The sequence below is a fragment of the Hyphomonas sp. genome (assembly GCF_041398385.1).
Taxonomy (GTDB): Bacteria; Pseudomonadota; Alphaproteobacteria; order Caulobacterales; family Hyphomonadaceae; genus Hyphomonas.
Map to the genome: position 1 here is coordinate 384359 of NZ_JAWKUW010000002.1, position 14832 is coordinate 399190.

The 14832-nt window shown below is 63.9% G+C and carries 15 protein-coding genes and 1 tRNA gene; 8 read left to right on the top strand and 8 right to left on the bottom strand.

Annotated elements, in window-relative coordinates:
* Nucleotides 1–31: 31 nt before the first annotated feature.
* The 6 genes from rpsA to aroA all read right to left on the bottom strand — a co-directional run bounded on the left by rpsA (nt 32) and on the right by aroA (nt 7099).
* The gene (gene rpsA, locus R3C13_RS06680; RefSeq protein ID WP_371310041.1) at nt 32–2017 is read right to left on the bottom strand and encodes a 30S ribosomal protein S1; all 1986 of its coding nucleotides are present in this window, start codon (nt 2015–2017) and stop codon (nt 32–34) included.
* A 134-nt stretch (nt 2018–2151) separates the two neighbouring features.
* Entirely contained in the window at nt 2152–2790 is a 639-nt protein-coding gene (gene cmk, locus R3C13_RS06685; RefSeq protein WP_371310042.1) for a (d)CMP kinase, read from the bottom strand.
* 63 nt (nt 2791–2853) lie between these two features.
* On the bottom strand, nt 2854–4143 hold the full coding sequence (locus R3C13_RS06690) for an O-antigen ligase family protein (protein WP_371310043.1): 1290 nt from the start codon (nt 4141–4143) through the stop codon (nt 2854–2856).
* The gene (locus tag R3C13_RS06695; RefSeq protein ID WP_371310044.1) at nt 4140–5180 is read right to left on the bottom strand and encodes a glycoside hydrolase family 5 protein; all 1041 of its coding nucleotides are present in this window, start codon (nt 5178–5180) and stop codon (nt 4140–4142) included. Before R3C13_RS06695 ends, R3C13_RS06690 begins: the two co-directional genes overlap by 4 nt.
* Nucleotides 5181–5270: 90 nt before the next feature.
* The gene (locus tag R3C13_RS06700) at nt 5271–5777 is read right to left on the bottom strand and encodes a macro domain-containing protein (RefSeq protein ID WP_371310045.1); all 507 of its coding nucleotides are present in this window, start codon (nt 5775–5777) and stop codon (nt 5271–5273) included.
* The gene (gene aroA / locus R3C13_RS06705) at nt 5777–7099 is read right to left on the bottom strand and encodes a 3-phosphoshikimate 1-carboxyvinyltransferase (protein WP_371310046.1); all 1323 of its coding nucleotides are present in this window, start codon (nt 7097–7099) and stop codon (nt 5777–5779) included. Before aroA ends, R3C13_RS06700 begins: the two co-directional genes overlap by 1 nt.
* Nucleotides 7100–7213: 114 nt before the next feature.
* Here aroA and R3C13_RS06710 point away from each other — a divergent pair, with 114 nt between their 5' ends.
* Both R3C13_RS06710 and R3C13_RS06715 read left to right on the top strand, forming a co-directional pair.
* Nucleotides 7214–7732, top strand: a complete 519-nt coding sequence (locus R3C13_RS06710) for a TIGR02300 family protein (RefSeq protein WP_371310047.1) — start codon at nt 7214–7216, stop codon at nt 7730–7732.
* Between the two features lie 47 nt (nt 7733–7779).
* A tRNA-Ala gene (locus R3C13_RS06715) sits at nt 7780–7855 on the top strand.
* A 66-nt stretch (nt 7856–7921) separates the two neighbouring features.
* On the opposite strand, the gene R3C13_RS06720 is transcribed toward R3C13_RS06715, so the two are convergent.
* The gene (locus R3C13_RS06720; protein ID WP_371310048.1) at nt 7922–8242 is read right to left on the bottom strand and encodes a DUF1992 domain-containing protein; all 321 of its coding nucleotides are present in this window, start codon (nt 8240–8242) and stop codon (nt 7922–7924) included.
* A gap of 222 nt (nt 8243–8464) precedes the next feature.
* Between R3C13_RS06720 and R3C13_RS06725 the strand changes: the two genes are divergently transcribed.
* The 3 genes from R3C13_RS06725 to R3C13_RS06735 all read left to right on the top strand — a co-directional run bounded on the left by R3C13_RS06725 (nt 8465) and on the right by R3C13_RS06735 (nt 11129).
* Nucleotides 8465–8704 (top strand): DUF1150 family protein, encoded by a 240-nt coding sequence (locus R3C13_RS06725; RefSeq protein WP_371310049.1) that lies wholly within the window; start codon nt 8465–8467, stop codon nt 8702–8704.
* Nucleotides 8705–8838: 134 nt separating this feature from the next.
* Entirely contained in the window at nt 8839–10089 is a 1251-nt protein-coding gene (locus R3C13_RS06730) for a parallel beta-helix domain-containing protein (protein ID WP_371310050.1), read from the top strand.
* Nucleotides 10086–11129, top strand: coding sequence for an SO2930 family diheme c-type cytochrome (locus R3C13_RS06735; protein ID WP_371310051.1), 1044 nt, complete (start codon nt 10086–10088; stop codon nt 11127–11129). Before R3C13_RS06730 ends, R3C13_RS06735 begins: the two co-directional genes overlap by 4 nt.
* A gap of 5 nt (nt 11130–11134) precedes the next feature.
* Here the strand turns inward: R3C13_RS06735 and R3C13_RS06740 are convergent, their stop codons facing one another.
* Nucleotides 11135–11563 (bottom strand): pentapeptide repeat-containing protein, encoded by a 429-nt coding sequence (locus tag R3C13_RS06740; protein WP_371310052.1) that lies wholly within the window; start codon nt 11561–11563, stop codon nt 11135–11137.
* Nucleotides 11564–11800: 237 nt separating this feature from the next.
* Between R3C13_RS06740 and R3C13_RS06745 the strand changes: the two genes are divergently transcribed.
* The 3 genes from R3C13_RS06745 to cysQ all read left to right on the top strand — a co-directional run bounded on the left by R3C13_RS06745 (nt 11801) and on the right by cysQ (nt 14787).
* The gene (locus R3C13_RS06745; RefSeq protein WP_371310053.1) at nt 11801–13027 is read left to right on the top strand and encodes a threonine ammonia-lyase; all 1227 of its coding nucleotides are present in this window, start codon (nt 11801–11803) and stop codon (nt 13025–13027) included.
* Between the two features lie 86 nt (nt 13028–13113).
* Nucleotides 13114–13989 carry an FKBP-type peptidyl-prolyl cis-trans isomerase gene (locus tag R3C13_RS06750; RefSeq protein WP_371310054.1) on the top strand — a complete coding sequence of 292 codons (876 nt, stop codon included), beginning with the start codon at nt 13114–13116 and terminating at the stop codon, nt 13987–13989.
* 9 nt (nt 13990–13998) lie between these two features.
* A complete protein-coding gene (gene cysQ / locus R3C13_RS06755; protein ID WP_371310055.1) occupies nt 13999–14787 on the top strand; it encodes a 3'(2'),5'-bisphosphate nucleotidase CysQ in 789 nt (262 codons plus the stop codon).
* The last annotated feature ends 45 nt before the right edge of the window (nt 14788–14832 follow it).

The following is a 14832-nucleotide window of genomic DNA, read 5'->3' on the forward strand; positions in this document are numbered from 1 at the left end:
TTTAGGGGAGGAAATTCCCCGATTTACTTGATCAGGCTTCGTTCATGAAGCTTTCGGCCTGACCTTTCCAGTCGTCGCGTTCCATGCGGCCCTGGAAGGACAGTTCTTCTTCCAGTTCCGCGATCTGGGCGTCGTTCAGCGCCGCGATCTGCCAGAAGTGGTAGATGCCTGCTTCATTCAGCTTCTTCTCGAAAGCCGGACCGACGCCTTTGATCTGCTTCAGATCGTCAGCATCGCCCTGGGCGCCGGAGAGGCGGCCGCGGGTGTCCATGGCCGAGGTGTCGGCCTTGGCTGCGGCTTTCTTCGGCTCGGCCTTGCCAACGCCCGAGGAGGCGAGGGCGGCGCCGAGGATGTCGCCCAGCGACGCGCCGGCATCTGCCGACCCGTACTGTGCAACGGCCTCTGCCTCTTCAGCGATTTCGAGCGCCTTGATCGACAGCGAGACGCGGCGCGTCGAACGGTCGACCTGGGTGACTTTCGCGTCGACCTTGTCGCCGACCGCGAAACGCTCCGGACGCTGATCGGCGCGGTCGCGCGAGAGGTCCGAACGGCGGATAAAGGACTTCATCGGCGGGCTGCCGAATTCGACCTCGATGCCACCCGACTGGACTTCGGTGACCGTGCAGGTGACGGTTGCGCCACGCTTGATGCCGCCGCCGGTGCTGCCTTCCTGCGATTCAATCGGATCGCCGGAGAGCTGCTTGATGCCGAGCGAGATACGCTCCTTGTCGACATCCACGTCGAGCACTTTCGCGCGCACCGTATCGCCCTTGTTGAAGGCTTCGATCGCCTGATCGCCCGACTTGTCCCAGGCGATGTCGTTGATGTGGACCATGCCGTCGAGGTCCGGACCGAGGCCGACGAACAGGCCGAATTCCGTGATGCCACGAACTTCGCCTTCGATCTCGGTGCCGACCGGATGCTCTGCCAGGAAGGCCGACCACGGATTGTCCATGGTCTGCTTGAGGCCGAGCGAGATGCGGCGCTTGTCGCTGTCGACGTCCAGCACTTCCACATCGACTTCCTGAGAGGTCGAGAGGATCTTGCCGGGGTGCACGTTCTTCTTGGTCCAGCTCATTTCGGAGACGTGGATCAGGCCCTCGACACCGTCTTCCAGCTCCACGAAGGCGCCGTAGTCGGTGATGTTGGTCACGATGCCCTTGAGGCGCGCGCCGACCGGGTAACGCACGTCGATGCCATCCCACGGATCCGAACCCAGCTGTTTCATGCCGAGCGAGATACGCTGGGTCTCCGGGTTGATCTTGATGATCTGGACTTCGACTTCCTGGCCGACCTCGACCACCTGCGACGGGTGGTTGATGCGCTTGTAGGACATGTCGGTGACGTGCAGCAGGCCGTCGATGCCGCCGAGGTCAACGAACGCACCGTAGTCGGTGATGTTCTTGACGACGCCTTTGCGGACATCGCCCTCTGCCATGTCGGAGACGATCTCTGCGCGCTGTTCGGCGCGGCTCTCTTCGAGGATCGCGCGGCGCGAGACAACGATGTTGCCGCGCTGGCGGTCGAGCTTGAGGATCGCGAAGGGCTGAACTTCGCCCATCAGCGGGCCGACATCGCGCACCGGGCGGATGTCCACCTGGGAGCCCGGAAGGAAGGCGTTGACGCCGCCGAGGTCGACGGTGAAGCCGCCCTTGACGCGGCCGGAGATGGCGCCCTTGACCGGCTCGTTGGCGGTGAAGCTCTTTTCGAGCTTGATCCAGCGCTCTTCGCGGCGGGCCTTGTCACGCGACAGGACAGCGTCGCCGAGGGCGTTTTCGATGCGGTCGAGATAGACGTCGACGATGGCGCCGGGCTTCGGCGGCTCGTCTTCCATGGAGAATTCGCGGGCCGGGATGCGGCCTTCGGTCTTGAGGCCGATATCGACGAGCACGAAGTCGTTTTCGATACGGATGACGGTGGCCGCAACGACCTGGCCTTCCTGCATCGCTGCAGCGGCGGCCGAGGTTTCGAACATTGCGGCGAAATCGTCGGTGGAGGGGTTCATTGAATTAGACATGTAAGGTTCCTGAGGCGGGGCGAACGGTTGAATGCAGGCGCGCACCATTGCGGCCTGCTGGAACGACCCGAGAGCGTGGTCTCTTAACTTTGAAGTGGTGCGACCTGTTTGGATTTGAGGCTTAAAAAGCCCCTTCAGGTGCGGTTTCCACGGGCGAGGACGGCCTCAACGGCAGCCAGCGCCTTTTCCACTGCGGCCTCTATAGTCAGGTCGGTGGTATCGATCAAGACGGCATCTGCCGCCATCTTTGCCGGCGCATCGGCCCGGTTCTGGTCGCGCATGTCGCGTTCGCGCAGCTGTTCGATCACCCGGTCCAGCGTCACGCCGTCGCCATTGGCGCGCAATTCCTTCCAGCGCCGCTCTGCCCGCTGTTCCACCGCGGCATCGACCCATAGCTTCACGTCGGCATCCGGAGCGATCACCGTGCCGATGTCGCGCCCGTCGAGCAGGGCGCCGCCCTCGCGCAGGGCGAAAGCGCGCTGCAGTTCGAACAGGGCCTTGCGCACCAGGGGCAGGGCGCTCACGACAGAGGCTGCCTTGCCGGCGTCCGCCGTGCGCAGCTCCGATTCCTCGAAATCGTCGAGGTCGAGAGAGGCGGCGATGCTTGCGAGGCGGGCCTCGTCATTCAGCGGCACGCTGTGTTTCAGCGCGGCGATGGCGGTGGCCCGGTAGAGCCGCCCGGTGTCCATGTGCGGCAGGCCGTACCAGGCGGCGAGCCGCTTGGCGATTGTGCCTTTTCCGGAAGCTGTCGTGCCGTCGATTGCGATGATCATGGCGGCGGGGAGTGGGGCAGGGCGCCGGGATAGTCAAGCGCCGGGATCAATTGCCATCCGGATTTAGAGATAGATGACATCCGTGCTGGCCTTCATCCGGCGCAGCGAGAGGGGCTGGGCGGTGGGGGAGATGGCCGGGCCCATGGCGGCCTTGATGCCGAAAGCGAGATACACGAACCAGCCGATGCCGGCGGCGCCGATCAGGATGCTTTCTGACAGGGAAATGACGAGCATGGCGAGCAGGATCGGCAGGGCGAAGCGGCGGTTGTCGTCCGGCAGGAAGACCCCGCCACCCGCGCCGAGGATCGACCGCACGGCAAACCAGACGAGCAGGCTGGTGCCGATCAGCCCCACCGACAGCATCGCTTCGAGCCAGCTGGAGTGCGCGTTGAAGACGTCGAATGCCACTTCGTGGCGGACCCAGCGGGCATAAGGCGAGGCCTCATCCCAGAAGGCATGATAGCCATAGCCGATCCAGGGGCGTTCCTCGATCCGACGCAGGACCGATTCCCAGACTTCCGACCGTCCGGTCAGGGTCGGATCCTTGCCCAGAAGGGCGAAGATCTGGTCTTCGAAGTTGAGCCAGATCAGGATGCCGAAGCCCACACTCACGGCCGTGGCCCAGAAGATCAGGATCGCGCGACCGGGATGGCGGTTGCCGGCCAGGAATATGCCGCTGAGGATCGCGAGGCCCAGCATCAGGCACAGCAGCGATGTGGTGGAATCCGAGAGGACGGTCAGCAGGCCCATGACCGGGACGCCCCACAGCCAGGTGGGCCGGCGTTCAAGCGCCGCAAGGCTCGCGCAGGCGATGCCGGCATAGGCATAAACCTGTCCGGCGCCATTCTTCTCTTCCCAGAAGCCCTGCAGGGCGCCGGCATGAATGTCCTGATCGATCCCGCCGAAGGGGATGGTCAGCAGGGACGCGAGCGAAACGGCAACAAGGCCGATCGCCATGCCCCGGATCAGCTGGCGCCAGCTTGTCAGCGCGGCGAGAAATGTTGCGGCGACAACCGTGAAGATCACATGCAGCGTTTCCTGTGTGGTGGAGGCCGGCACTGTAGACCAGATCGCGCTGGCGAGCGAAAAGCCGCAGAAGGCAAACATCGGCCAGGCCGCCGCCAGCGCTCGTGCCAGGCGATGCGGCACATCGACAAGGATTACCGCGCCCAGCGCCACGCACATCAGCAGGGCCAGCGCCATGGCGCCGCTATTGTTCAGGGATTCGGAGACATAGCGCGCCGCCGACTGTTCGATTGCCGCACTGCGGGTGACGACCATGATGGCCGCGATCAGCGTGCCATACCGGGTTTCATCTGTGTCCGGAGCGAACGTGGTGCTGCCGCGCATCATGGTGCTGTGTCCAGAAGGGCGGCGCGGACGGGTTCGACCCAGTCATTTTGCTGCTGGTCCCAGGCGGCGAATTCGGTGCCCCAGTCCCAGTAGCACCAGCCCATGCCGTTGCGCTCCGACGCCTCGCGCACGGCGCGCGTCCAGGGGCCGCGCTGTGCCGGATCCACGCTGCGGAGCACGCCGAACTCTCCGACAAGGATCGGCACGCCGGTGCGCCGCTGCCAGGCAGCTGCCTTGCCGAAGTCGGCCTGCAGCGCCTTTTCGTCAGCGAACGTTCCCCACACAGCGCCGCGTGGCGGCGCGTCTTCCATCCAGGTCGCGCCCTGGTGGGTGAAGTCGAACGGTATGTAGTAGTGGAAGCCGGCGATGACGCGCTTGTCTTCCGGCGGGTCGAGCTTCAGCATGCCGTCAAGGCCGCCCCAGAGCGGCGTGCCGAGGATCACCCAACGATCCGGATTGGTCGTCCGTATGCGGCGCAGGATTGCTTCATTCGTGCGATTGGTCAGCTGGGGCGTCATTTCCCCGAACGGTTCATTGATGATCTCGAACATCACGGTGTCAGGCGCGCCGGCATAATGGGCGGCGAGCTGGTCCCAGATCGCTTCCAGCCGCGGCAGTTCGATGCCGGGCGTTTCCATCAGGGCTTCGTAGTGGTGGACATCGAGAATGATGTTGAGGCCGAGACCTGTGGCCCAGCCGACAATTTCATCCATCCGGGCGAGCAGATCTGCGGAAATCGTATAGGGCGGGGCGGTGCCCGTATAGGCCGACACCCGCACGGGCAGGCGGATGGTATCGAACCCGGTCGCGGCGAGGGTTTCGAGGTCTTCCCGGCGCACGGTATAGCCCCAATAGCCTTCCCATTCTGCTTCCAGCGCGCCGCCCATATTCATGCATCGCTGGATCGGAGAGGGGCTGGCAACGGTGACAGCAGGACCGGTATCGGCGCGCAATTCAGGCTTCGGCCAGGCCATGAGGGCGAGGACCAGGGCGCCAAGGCCGCCCAGAACGAGTGATTTCAAGAGCACTGCGGACACCGTGCCGCCTCTTTTCATGATTAACCAGAGACATGTCACAGCAAGAACCGTACCGGCGAATACGTCGTTCTGCTGGCGGACCTTGTTGGTTTACGGAAGCGCATTCATCGCTGAGGCGAGGGCGGCCCGGTTCTGCGGGTCGAAGGCGGCGAAGACGATGTCCTTGCCTTGTGCGGCCGGGTGCCGGCTGCACACCATGACCGCAATCCGGGCCGCGGCGGCGGCCGGATAGCCATAAGCGCCGGTCGAAATGGCCGGGAAGGCGATGCGGCCAAGGCCTCGCCGGCTAAGTTCGCCCAGGCAGTTGCGGTAGCAATTCGCGAGTATGTCCGCCTCGTTCCGCTGTCCGCCCTGCCAGATCGGGCCGACCGTGTGGAAGATAAGACGCGGGGCGAGCCCGAAGCCTTCGGTGACGCGCACCTCCCCCGGCGGGCAGGGGGCGAGCAGCCGGCACGCCTCTTTTAACGCTGGTCCGGCGGCCCGGTGGATCGCGCCGTCGACCCCGCCACCGCCCAGCAACGACGAGTTTGCAGCATTGACGATGACGTCGGTGTCGACCTCCAGCAAATCCCCGGCATGAAGGATGAGGCGAGGCATCAGGTCTCCGAAATATCGGCTCCGAGGGCGGCCATGTGGGCCATGAAGTCGGGATAGGACGTGTCGATCATGGCGATGTCGTCGACGCTGACCGGCTTCTGCGCCGCGCTGCCCATGATGAGGGCGCTCATGGCGATGCGATGGTCGTGGCGGGTTTCGACGAGGCCGCCGCCCGGCACCTTGCCGGCACAGCCCTGCACGATGAAGCCGTCCGGCGTCTCTTCGGCCTCGACGCCATTGGCGCGTAGCATGGCGACGGTGGCGCCGATCCGGTCGGATTCCTTGACGCGCAGTTCTTCTGCACCGGTCACAACCGTTTCGCCTTCGGCAAAGGCGGCGAGGACGGCGAGGATCGGGAATTCGTCGATCATGGAGGGCACATAACGCTCGGGCACAACGATGCCTTTCAGCTGCGCATAGCCGGCGGCGACATTGATCAGGCGCTCGCCCGCGGCCTCGCCACATTCCTCGGCGCCGAGATGGGCGCCCATTAGGTTCGCGACATCATAGAAGCCGGAGCGGGTCGGGTTCGACATCACGCCTTCGACGGTGACATCGCCGCCCGGTGACAGGATGCCGGCCGCGACCAGGAAAGCGGCAGATGACGGGTCGCCCGGAATCTCGGCTTCGACGGCATGCAGCGTCTGCCCGCCCCGGATCGAGACACGGATTGGTTCGCCCGGCTTGCGCTCCACGCCGACTTCGGCGCCGAAGCCGCGCAGCATCCGCTCGGTATGGTCGCGGGTGGGCTTTGCCTCTTCCACCACGGTCGTCCCTTCAGCCGAGAGACCCGCCAGCAGGACGGCCGACTTGACCTGAGCCGAGGCCTGAGGCGGAGCATAAGTGATGGCGCGCAGGGCGCGGGTGCCGGTGATCGAAAAGGGCAGGCGGCCGTCCGGGCCCGCCGTGTCGGAGAGGCCCATCTGGCGCAGCGGCGTCAGGATGCGGTTCATCGGGCGTGACCGAAGGCTCTCGTCGCCCGTGAGGCTTGCGGTGAGCGCGTGGCCTGCCATGACGCCCATCATCAGGCGGGAACCCGTGCCGGAATTGCCGAAATCGAGAATATCGATGGGCGATTCGAGGCCCTTGGCGCCGACGCCCGTGACGATCCATTCGCCGCCTTCCAGCCGCTGGACCTTGGCGCCGAGGGCCGCCATCGCTGCGCCGGTGCGCAGGACGTCGTCACCTTCCAGCAGGCCGGTGAAACGGCTGGTGCCGTCCGCGAGGCCCCCGAAAATCAGCGCCCGGTGGCTGCAGGATTTGTCGCCCGGCGCGCGCACGGCGCCTGACAGGTTTTTGACGGGACGGCTGGTCCAGACCATGAAGGGTTCCGCTGCTGCTCAACGCGTGAATTTGGGGCTTTGACAGCGCGCGGCGTTCATGGCAAGCGCCCGCCCAGACCAAATTTACAGATATGCTGAGGAGGCGAGCCCCCCGTGTCGAAAGACAAGCTCGGAATCAAGCAGGTATGCCCGTCCTGCGAAGCCCGTTTCTACGACCTCAACAAGCGCCCGGCCGTGTGCCCCAAGTGCGGTGAGGAATTCGATCCCGAAGACGAGGTGATCCGCACCACCATCACGAAAGTGAAGGCGAAGGCCGCCCGTGCTGCCGTCAAGTCCGAGGACGATGACGAGGATTATGACGACGAGGATGAGTCCGCCGCGGTCGCCCGCGACGACGACGATTCCGACGCCGATGACGAGGATGATGTCGTCGGCGACGATGACGACGCCAAGGAACTCGGCGACGATGACGACGATGTCATCCTTGAAGGCGCCGAGGACGAGGACGACGAGGAAGTCGCCCCTGCGAAAGTGCCGACCGGCTTCTCCGAAGACAATGTCGATGACGACGATGAAGATGACATCCTGCTGGACGACGACGAAGACGAAGACTTCGAAATCGACGAGGATGGCGACGACGACCTCGTCATTGACGATGAAGATGAAGATTAGACTTGAAAGCCGGAAGAGGCGGGGATAAACCGCGCTCTTCCCGGTTCGGGGCCATAGCTCAGTTGGGAGAGCGCTTGCATGGCATGCAAGAGGTCAGGGGTTCGACTCCCCTTGGCTCCACCATTCCTCACACTGCACGTTGCCTGTCACAAAGGGCCCGAATAGGCCTGCTCGACCGTTGCGCGACCTTCAGTTCCCGAAAAACCGGCGACGCGCTTCCTGTTCCATGTCGAGTCTCAGCTGAAGCTCGGCGAGCTTTGCGGCTTCCTGCTTCCGGGTGTGCTCGTCCGTCGTTTCGCGAAGGACGCGACGCTGTTCCTCAATCTTCTTGCGGAGTTCGATTTCGCGCGGCAGCGCTCCGGCTTCGGCCATGATGCGATAGCCGATGGCTTCGATACCGCCCGTATCTGCACTGAGTTCAAGCGGCTTTCCGGCGCCTTTCAGGTTCTCGAACTGTCCTTCCTGCTGCGCCTTCAGGATTTGTCGTTCAGTCAGGTTCCGGAATTTCATGTTGCGACTCCTCAGCCTGAAGATGCGGCGTCCGGGCGGCGGGTGCAAGCGGCGGAGGCTGGAACGGGATATTTGCCGCACATTTCTGTGAACCGCCTCCCAGATGAAGCCTTACTCGCGCACTTGAAGCGCCACAATTGCACCCCACCTTGAAAGGGAACGAAAGGTGCACTCTGCACCCTGGTTCGCCGTATCTGTCGAACGACGGAAAGGAGTGCCGAGATGTTGAACGACGAAAACCTGAACCCGTTTGAGCGGGAAACCTTCGTCTATATCCGACACCTGGATGCAGATGAGGTGCGGGACATGGTGCCGCCCAACGCCCTGGAAGGTGTGACCCGTCCGGAAGACCTGTTTGTGGTCTCTTCGGCCGATGGCGAGCGCCTCGCCATTGTCGAGGGTCGGGAAGCTGCGTTTGCAGCTGCCCGGATGCACGATCTCAAACCGCTCAGCGTGCACTAAGCGAACCCGGACAAATACCGGTGAAAGGCCCCGCCCCGCGAGAGATCGCCGGGCGGGGTTTTTGATTCTCGCCCTTGCCATCGCGCCTCAGGAAGTTGACACTCGCGTCAACTTGATCCGGGGAGGAATCGGGCATGAGACCCATCATTATTGCATCCGCCATGCTGGCTGTGCTCGTGCCAGCGGCGTGCAGCAAGAAGGCACCGGCTGAAAAGGCCGCCGCGCAGGCGCCTGTGACGCAGGTTTCCGCGGAAGGCGATTTTGCCGCCAGTCTCCAGCTTGCCCTGATCGAGGCGAAGCCCGGCGACACGATCCTGATGCCGGAAGGCACATTTGCCTTCACCACGGGCGTGTCGCTGGATGTTGATGACGTGGTCCTCAGCGGGGCGGGCCAGAACAAGACGATCCTCGACTTCTCCGGCCAGACCGGGGCAGGGGAGGGCCTGCTGGTCACATCCGACGATGTGACGCTCACCGATTTTTCCATCCGCGACACCAAGGGCGACGGCATCAAGTCGAAAGGCGCAGACCGGATCACCTATCAGTATCTAACCGTCGAATGGACGGGCGGCCCCCTGGCGACCAACGGGGCCTATGGCGTCTATCCGGTCGAATCCGAGGATGTCCTGGTGCAGAATGTCACCGTGCGCGGCGCTTCGGACGCCGGCATCTATGTCGGCCAGTCGAAGAACATCATCGTTCGCAATTCCATCGCGGAATTCAACGTCGCGGGCATCGAGATCGAAAATTCATCGAATGCCGACGTGCATGGAAATATCGCGCGCGACAATGCCGGCGGCATCCTGATCTTCGACCTGCCGGACCTGCCGGTCATCGGCGGGCACTCCACCCGCGTCTTCGACAACCAGATCGTGCACAACAACACGCCGAACTTCGCGCCCGTCGGCAACATTGTCGCCGGCGTGCCGACCGGCACCGGCCTCATCGTGATGGCGAACCGGGACGTCTACGTCTTCGACAACACATTCGAGGATAATGACACCGTGCACGTGTTCCTGACGGCCTATAACCTGCCGTTCGAGGATGAGCGCTACAATCCGTTGCCACGCGACATCACCCTGCGCGGCAATACCTATACGGGCGGGCTCGCCAATCCGCAGGGCTTCGTCGCGCCGATTGCGGCGGCACTTGGCGGCCAGTTTCCGGCCATCGTGACCGATGGCGTGACGCGCTGGAGCGGGGGCGGTGATGTCGAACTCAATATCGACATCGATGAAGCGGAAGACGTCGGCTTTGTCAGCCTCGGGCTTGGAGAATACCCGCTCGACCCGGCAAATCTCGCTCCGTCCTTCGAGCGGCCTTCCGGCGGCAAGGAAACCGAGCCGTCACCGATCGTCCTGCCGCAGGATCCGCAACCGGAATGAGGCACGCCCTTGCACTGCTGCCGGTCTTGCTCGTCGCCGCGTGTGGCGGAGGAAAGGCCGGCGGGCCGGACCTTACCGCCATCCTGGACGAGGCACCGGCGCAGCACCTCTCCGACTACGGATTTTTTGCCGACGCGGCGGCGGACGTCCCGGCTGAGCGGGTGAGGGCCTATGACCTGATCAATCCGCTGTTCTCTGACGATGCGGCCAAGCACCGCTACATTTTCGTCCCCGAAGGCAAGACGGCAAAGGCAGACGGCGGCGGGCTGCCGGTCTTCCCGGTCGGCACCGCCCTCATAAAGACCTTCGCTTTCGCGCCCGACATGCGCGCGCCGGAAGAGGGGGCCTTCAAGGTCGAGACGCGCGTCCTGATCCGCAAGGCCGATGGCTGGGCGGCGTACCCTTATGTGTGGAATGCAGACGGGACGGAGGCGACCTATGCGCCGACCGGCGCGCGGCAGACGATCTCCACGGTCAGCCCGGCGGGCGAGCCGCTGGAAATCCACTATGAAGTGCCCAACAAGAACCAGTGCAAGACCTGCCACCAGTCGGGCGATGCGGTGGAGCCGATTGGGCCGAAACTGCGCAACCTGGCACATGAAGGCCCGGCGGGCGTCGACCAATTGGCGGACTGGGCGGCGGCCGGATTGCTGGACCACGTGCCGGACGATCTGGCGCCCACGCCATCGGCCGCGGACATGACCCTGCCGCTCGATTCCCGCGCGCGCGGCTATCTCGACATCAATTGCGGCCATTGCCACAAGCCGGACGGCTCGGCCTCCAATTCCGGCCTCTGGCTGCAGCTGGAGGAAACGTCCCCGGTCAAGCTCGGCCTGAAGAAACACCCGACGGCGGCAGGTCGCGGCTCGGGCGGGCGGCTGGTCGTGATCGAGCCCGGTCATCCGGAACAATCCATCCTTGCCTACCGCATGGCTTCCACCGAGCCCGGCATCGCGATGCCCGAACTCGGCCGCACCCTGCCGGACCCGGTCGGCATCGACCTGATCAACCAGTGGATCGCGGGCATGGAGGGGGAGTAAGATACTCAGCCGCCATCCGGTTCCGGGCCTTTGGTCAAATGCCAACGGACTTGCCTGCGCTGTGCCCATGAAAGAGGAACTGCTGTCCATTGCGATAGGGTGAGGAATGCCCCCATCAGGTTTGCACCAGTGAACCGGCAATTGGTGAAGGTCGTCTGGCGCAGATCGCAGGCCGACAAGTCTGTACAACTGAAATCAACATCGGAATAGAGCGATGCGCGAAGGTCAGAGCCGTGCAGGTTCGCATTGCTGAAGTCTACCGATTCAAAATCATTCCAGCAGAGCGTGGACTCGCTGAGGTCTGTGCCGTGGAAGGTGGCGTTGGTAACGAGTGATCGGCCGAAAAAGGTGCGGGGGAGGGTGAGGCCCGAAAGGTCCGCGCTGACCTCTGTCCGGAAGACCTGCACGCCGAGCGGCTCAGGGTCATCGTACAAGGGGCGCCGTTCTGGCAAAGGCGGTGGCGAGTCAAAATCAGCGAGGCCAAGGCTCTTTAGCCGCTGGCAGGAGGCAGTATAGTCTAGCCGCTGGGTCATCCGGATCTCTGTTTGGAAAGGCAATTCAGCAAGAGCCGACCCGTACCACACGTCAAGGTCGCAACAGAGGGTGATCGCTTGCCCTTATGGTGCGCCGCGCATAGGGTGCGCGCGTTTTCGCCCCAAGGACTTTCGACAATGGCCGACACGCAGCAGACCAGCCTTCCCGTGACCCTCGACGATGTGCGCGCGGCTGCTGCAACCATTGCAGGCCAGGTCGAACGCACACCGCTCAATCTGTCGAAGACGCTGTCCTCGATCACCGGCGCCGAAGTGTGGGTGAAGTTCGAGAACCAGCAATTCACCGCCGCCTTCAAGGAGCGCGGCGCGCTGAACCGGCTCTCGGCGCTTTCCGTGCCGCAGAAAACGGCTGGTGTGATTGCGGCGTCTGCCGGCAATCACAGCCAGGGCGTTGCCTATCATGCCCGGCGGCTCGGCATTCCGGCCACCATCGTGATGCCGGAAACGACGCCGTTCACCAAGGTCGAGCAGACCCGGTCGCATGGCTGCCGCGTGCTGCTGAGCGGGCTGAATTTCGATGAGGCGAAGGCCGAAGCCTATAATGTGCAGCAGCGCGAGGGGCTGACCTTCATCCACCCCTTCGACGATCCGCACATCATTGCCGGGCAGGGGACCATCGCGCTCGAAATGCTGGCCGACAATCCCGACCTCGACACGCTGGTCGTGCCGATCGGCGGCGGCGGCCTGATCGCCGGCATGGCGGTCGCTGCGAAGGGGATCAATCCGGACATCCGGATCATCGGTGTCGAATCTGCCATGTATCCGGCGATGAAGCAGGAACTGACCGGTAAGCCGGTGCATGTCGGCGGCTCGACAATTGCCGAGGGCATCGCCGTCCGCGAAGTCGGCCGCATGCCGCTCGACATTGTGCGCAGCCTGGTCGACGACATCGTGCTGGTGGAAGAAGCGCACCTTGAGCGCGCCATCACCCTCTTCGCTGAAGTCGAGAAGACGATTGCCGAAGGCGCAGGCGCAGCCGGCCTTGCGGCACTTCTGGCACATCCGGCCAAGTTCAGCGGCCACAAGGTGGGTCTCGTCCTGTGCGGCGGCAATATCGATACGCGCCTGCTGGCGTCGGTGCTGACGCGGGCGCTGGTGCGGGAGAACCGCCTCGCGCGGATCCGCATCATCGGCGACGACCGGCCGGGCCTGCTGGCCCTCGTCTCCAAGATCATCGGCGACCAGGGCGCCAACATCATGGAAGTCGCGCACAACCGCATCGCCCTCGACGTGCCGGCCAAGGGCGCGGAGTTCGACATCCTGATCGAGACCCGCGACAGCCAGCATACGCAGGAAGTCATCGAGGCCCTCACACTGGCCGGCTATCCGCCGCGCCAGGCCTGACCTTTGCCGGTGTTCGGGGCGGGTGACTCTGCCCCGAAACGGGCTTAGACCCTCGCCACACATAGCCCTCAGACGGAGCAGTCCACATGATCCGCACTTTCATTGCTGCGCTCGCAGCGCTTGGCCTTGTCACCGGCTGTTCAGCCAAAAAGGAGTCAGTCGACGTGAATCAGGTTTTTGAATCCCACCTGCCATGGAACGCTGACGCAAGCGGTGTCCAGACGGATGAAAGTGGCCTGCAATGGATCGTGCTGCGCAAGGGCGAAGGCAAGACCAGCCCGCTGCCGAGCGACCTTGTCCGCGTCCATTATGAGGGCCGCACGGCCGGCGGGGACAAGTTCGATTCCTCTTTCGATCGCGGCCAACCGGCCATGTTCCGCCTCAACCAGGTGATCCCCGGCTGGACCATCGGCCTGCAGAAGATGCACGAAGGCGACCAGTTCCTGTTCTACATCCCGAATGCGCTGGCCTATGGCGATCGTGACCGTGGCGCAGTGATCAAGGCGGGCGACGACCTCGTCTTCCTCGTGGACCTTGTCGACCTGATGGAAGCGAAATCCACCGATACTGAAGCCTGGGCGAAATATTCGCCGTGGAACAGTGACCTGCCGGAAGTGCAGAAAACGCCGTCTGGCCTGCAATATGTCGTGCTGGCGAGCGGCGACGCAGCCGGCGCAAGCCCGGTCGGCGGTCAGGACGTGGTCGTATATTATGAAGGCCGCCTCGCCGAGACCGGCGAGATGTTTGACAGCGCCTTCCAGCGCGGCGCACCGGAAATCTTCCCCTCCGACCAGCTGATTCCCGGTTGGGTCGAGGCGCTGAAGAAGATGAAGCCGGGCGACCGCTGGATGCTCTACATCCCGGCTGACCTCGGCTATGGCGCGCGCGGCACGCCGGGCGGCCCGATCCCGCCGAACGCAGACCTCATGTTCGAGGTCGAGATGGTCGACGTACTGAAATAGGGTTCCGATATGGCAATCACGGCGGACCAGCTGGCGCGCATCGCGCTCGATGCGGGCAAGGTCATCATGGAGGTCTATGAGGGCGATTTCGATTTCTCGAAAAAGGGAGACGAGTCGCCCGTCACCGAAGCCGACGAACGCGCCGAGGCGCTGATCCTGGCGGGGCTGAAGACGGCCGATCCGGACCTTGTCGTGATTGCTGAGGAATCCATGGCGGCGGGCCACATGCCGGAGCATGGGGCTCGCTTCGCCCTGGTCGATCCGCTGGACGGCACCAAGGAATTCATCAGCAAGAATGGCGAGTTCACGGTGAACATCGCCATTATCGAGCATGGCCGGCCGGTCATGGGCGTGGTCTATGCCCCGGCGCTCGACCGGCTGTTCGTGGCGGAAGCGCACAATTCTGCCTGGCAGGCGGATGCCGCGCCAGGGGCAGAGGTGCCGGCCGAGCGGCGCGCCATGCAAATCCGCAAGGCGCCGGAGGAGGGCCTGACGGCCGTTGCCTCGAAATCCCACCGCACTCCGGAAACGGATGCGTTCCTTGAGAAATTCCCTATCGCAGGCCTCACCGGGGCGGGCTCTTCCCTCAAATTCTGCCTGATTGCAGCAGGGGAGGCCGACCTTTACCCCCGCATGGGCCGTACCATGGAATGGGATACTGCGGCAGGTCAGGCCGTGGTGGAGGCCGCCGGCGGCCGCGTGCTGACGGAAGAAGGCGCTCCGCTGCTCTATGGCAAGCGCGCGCGCGGCTATGACAATCCGCATTTCATCGTCTATGGCGACGTGACGCCAGCCTGAATTCCGGCCGCCGAAATAACACGATTGTGTAGGTTCCGCCGTCGG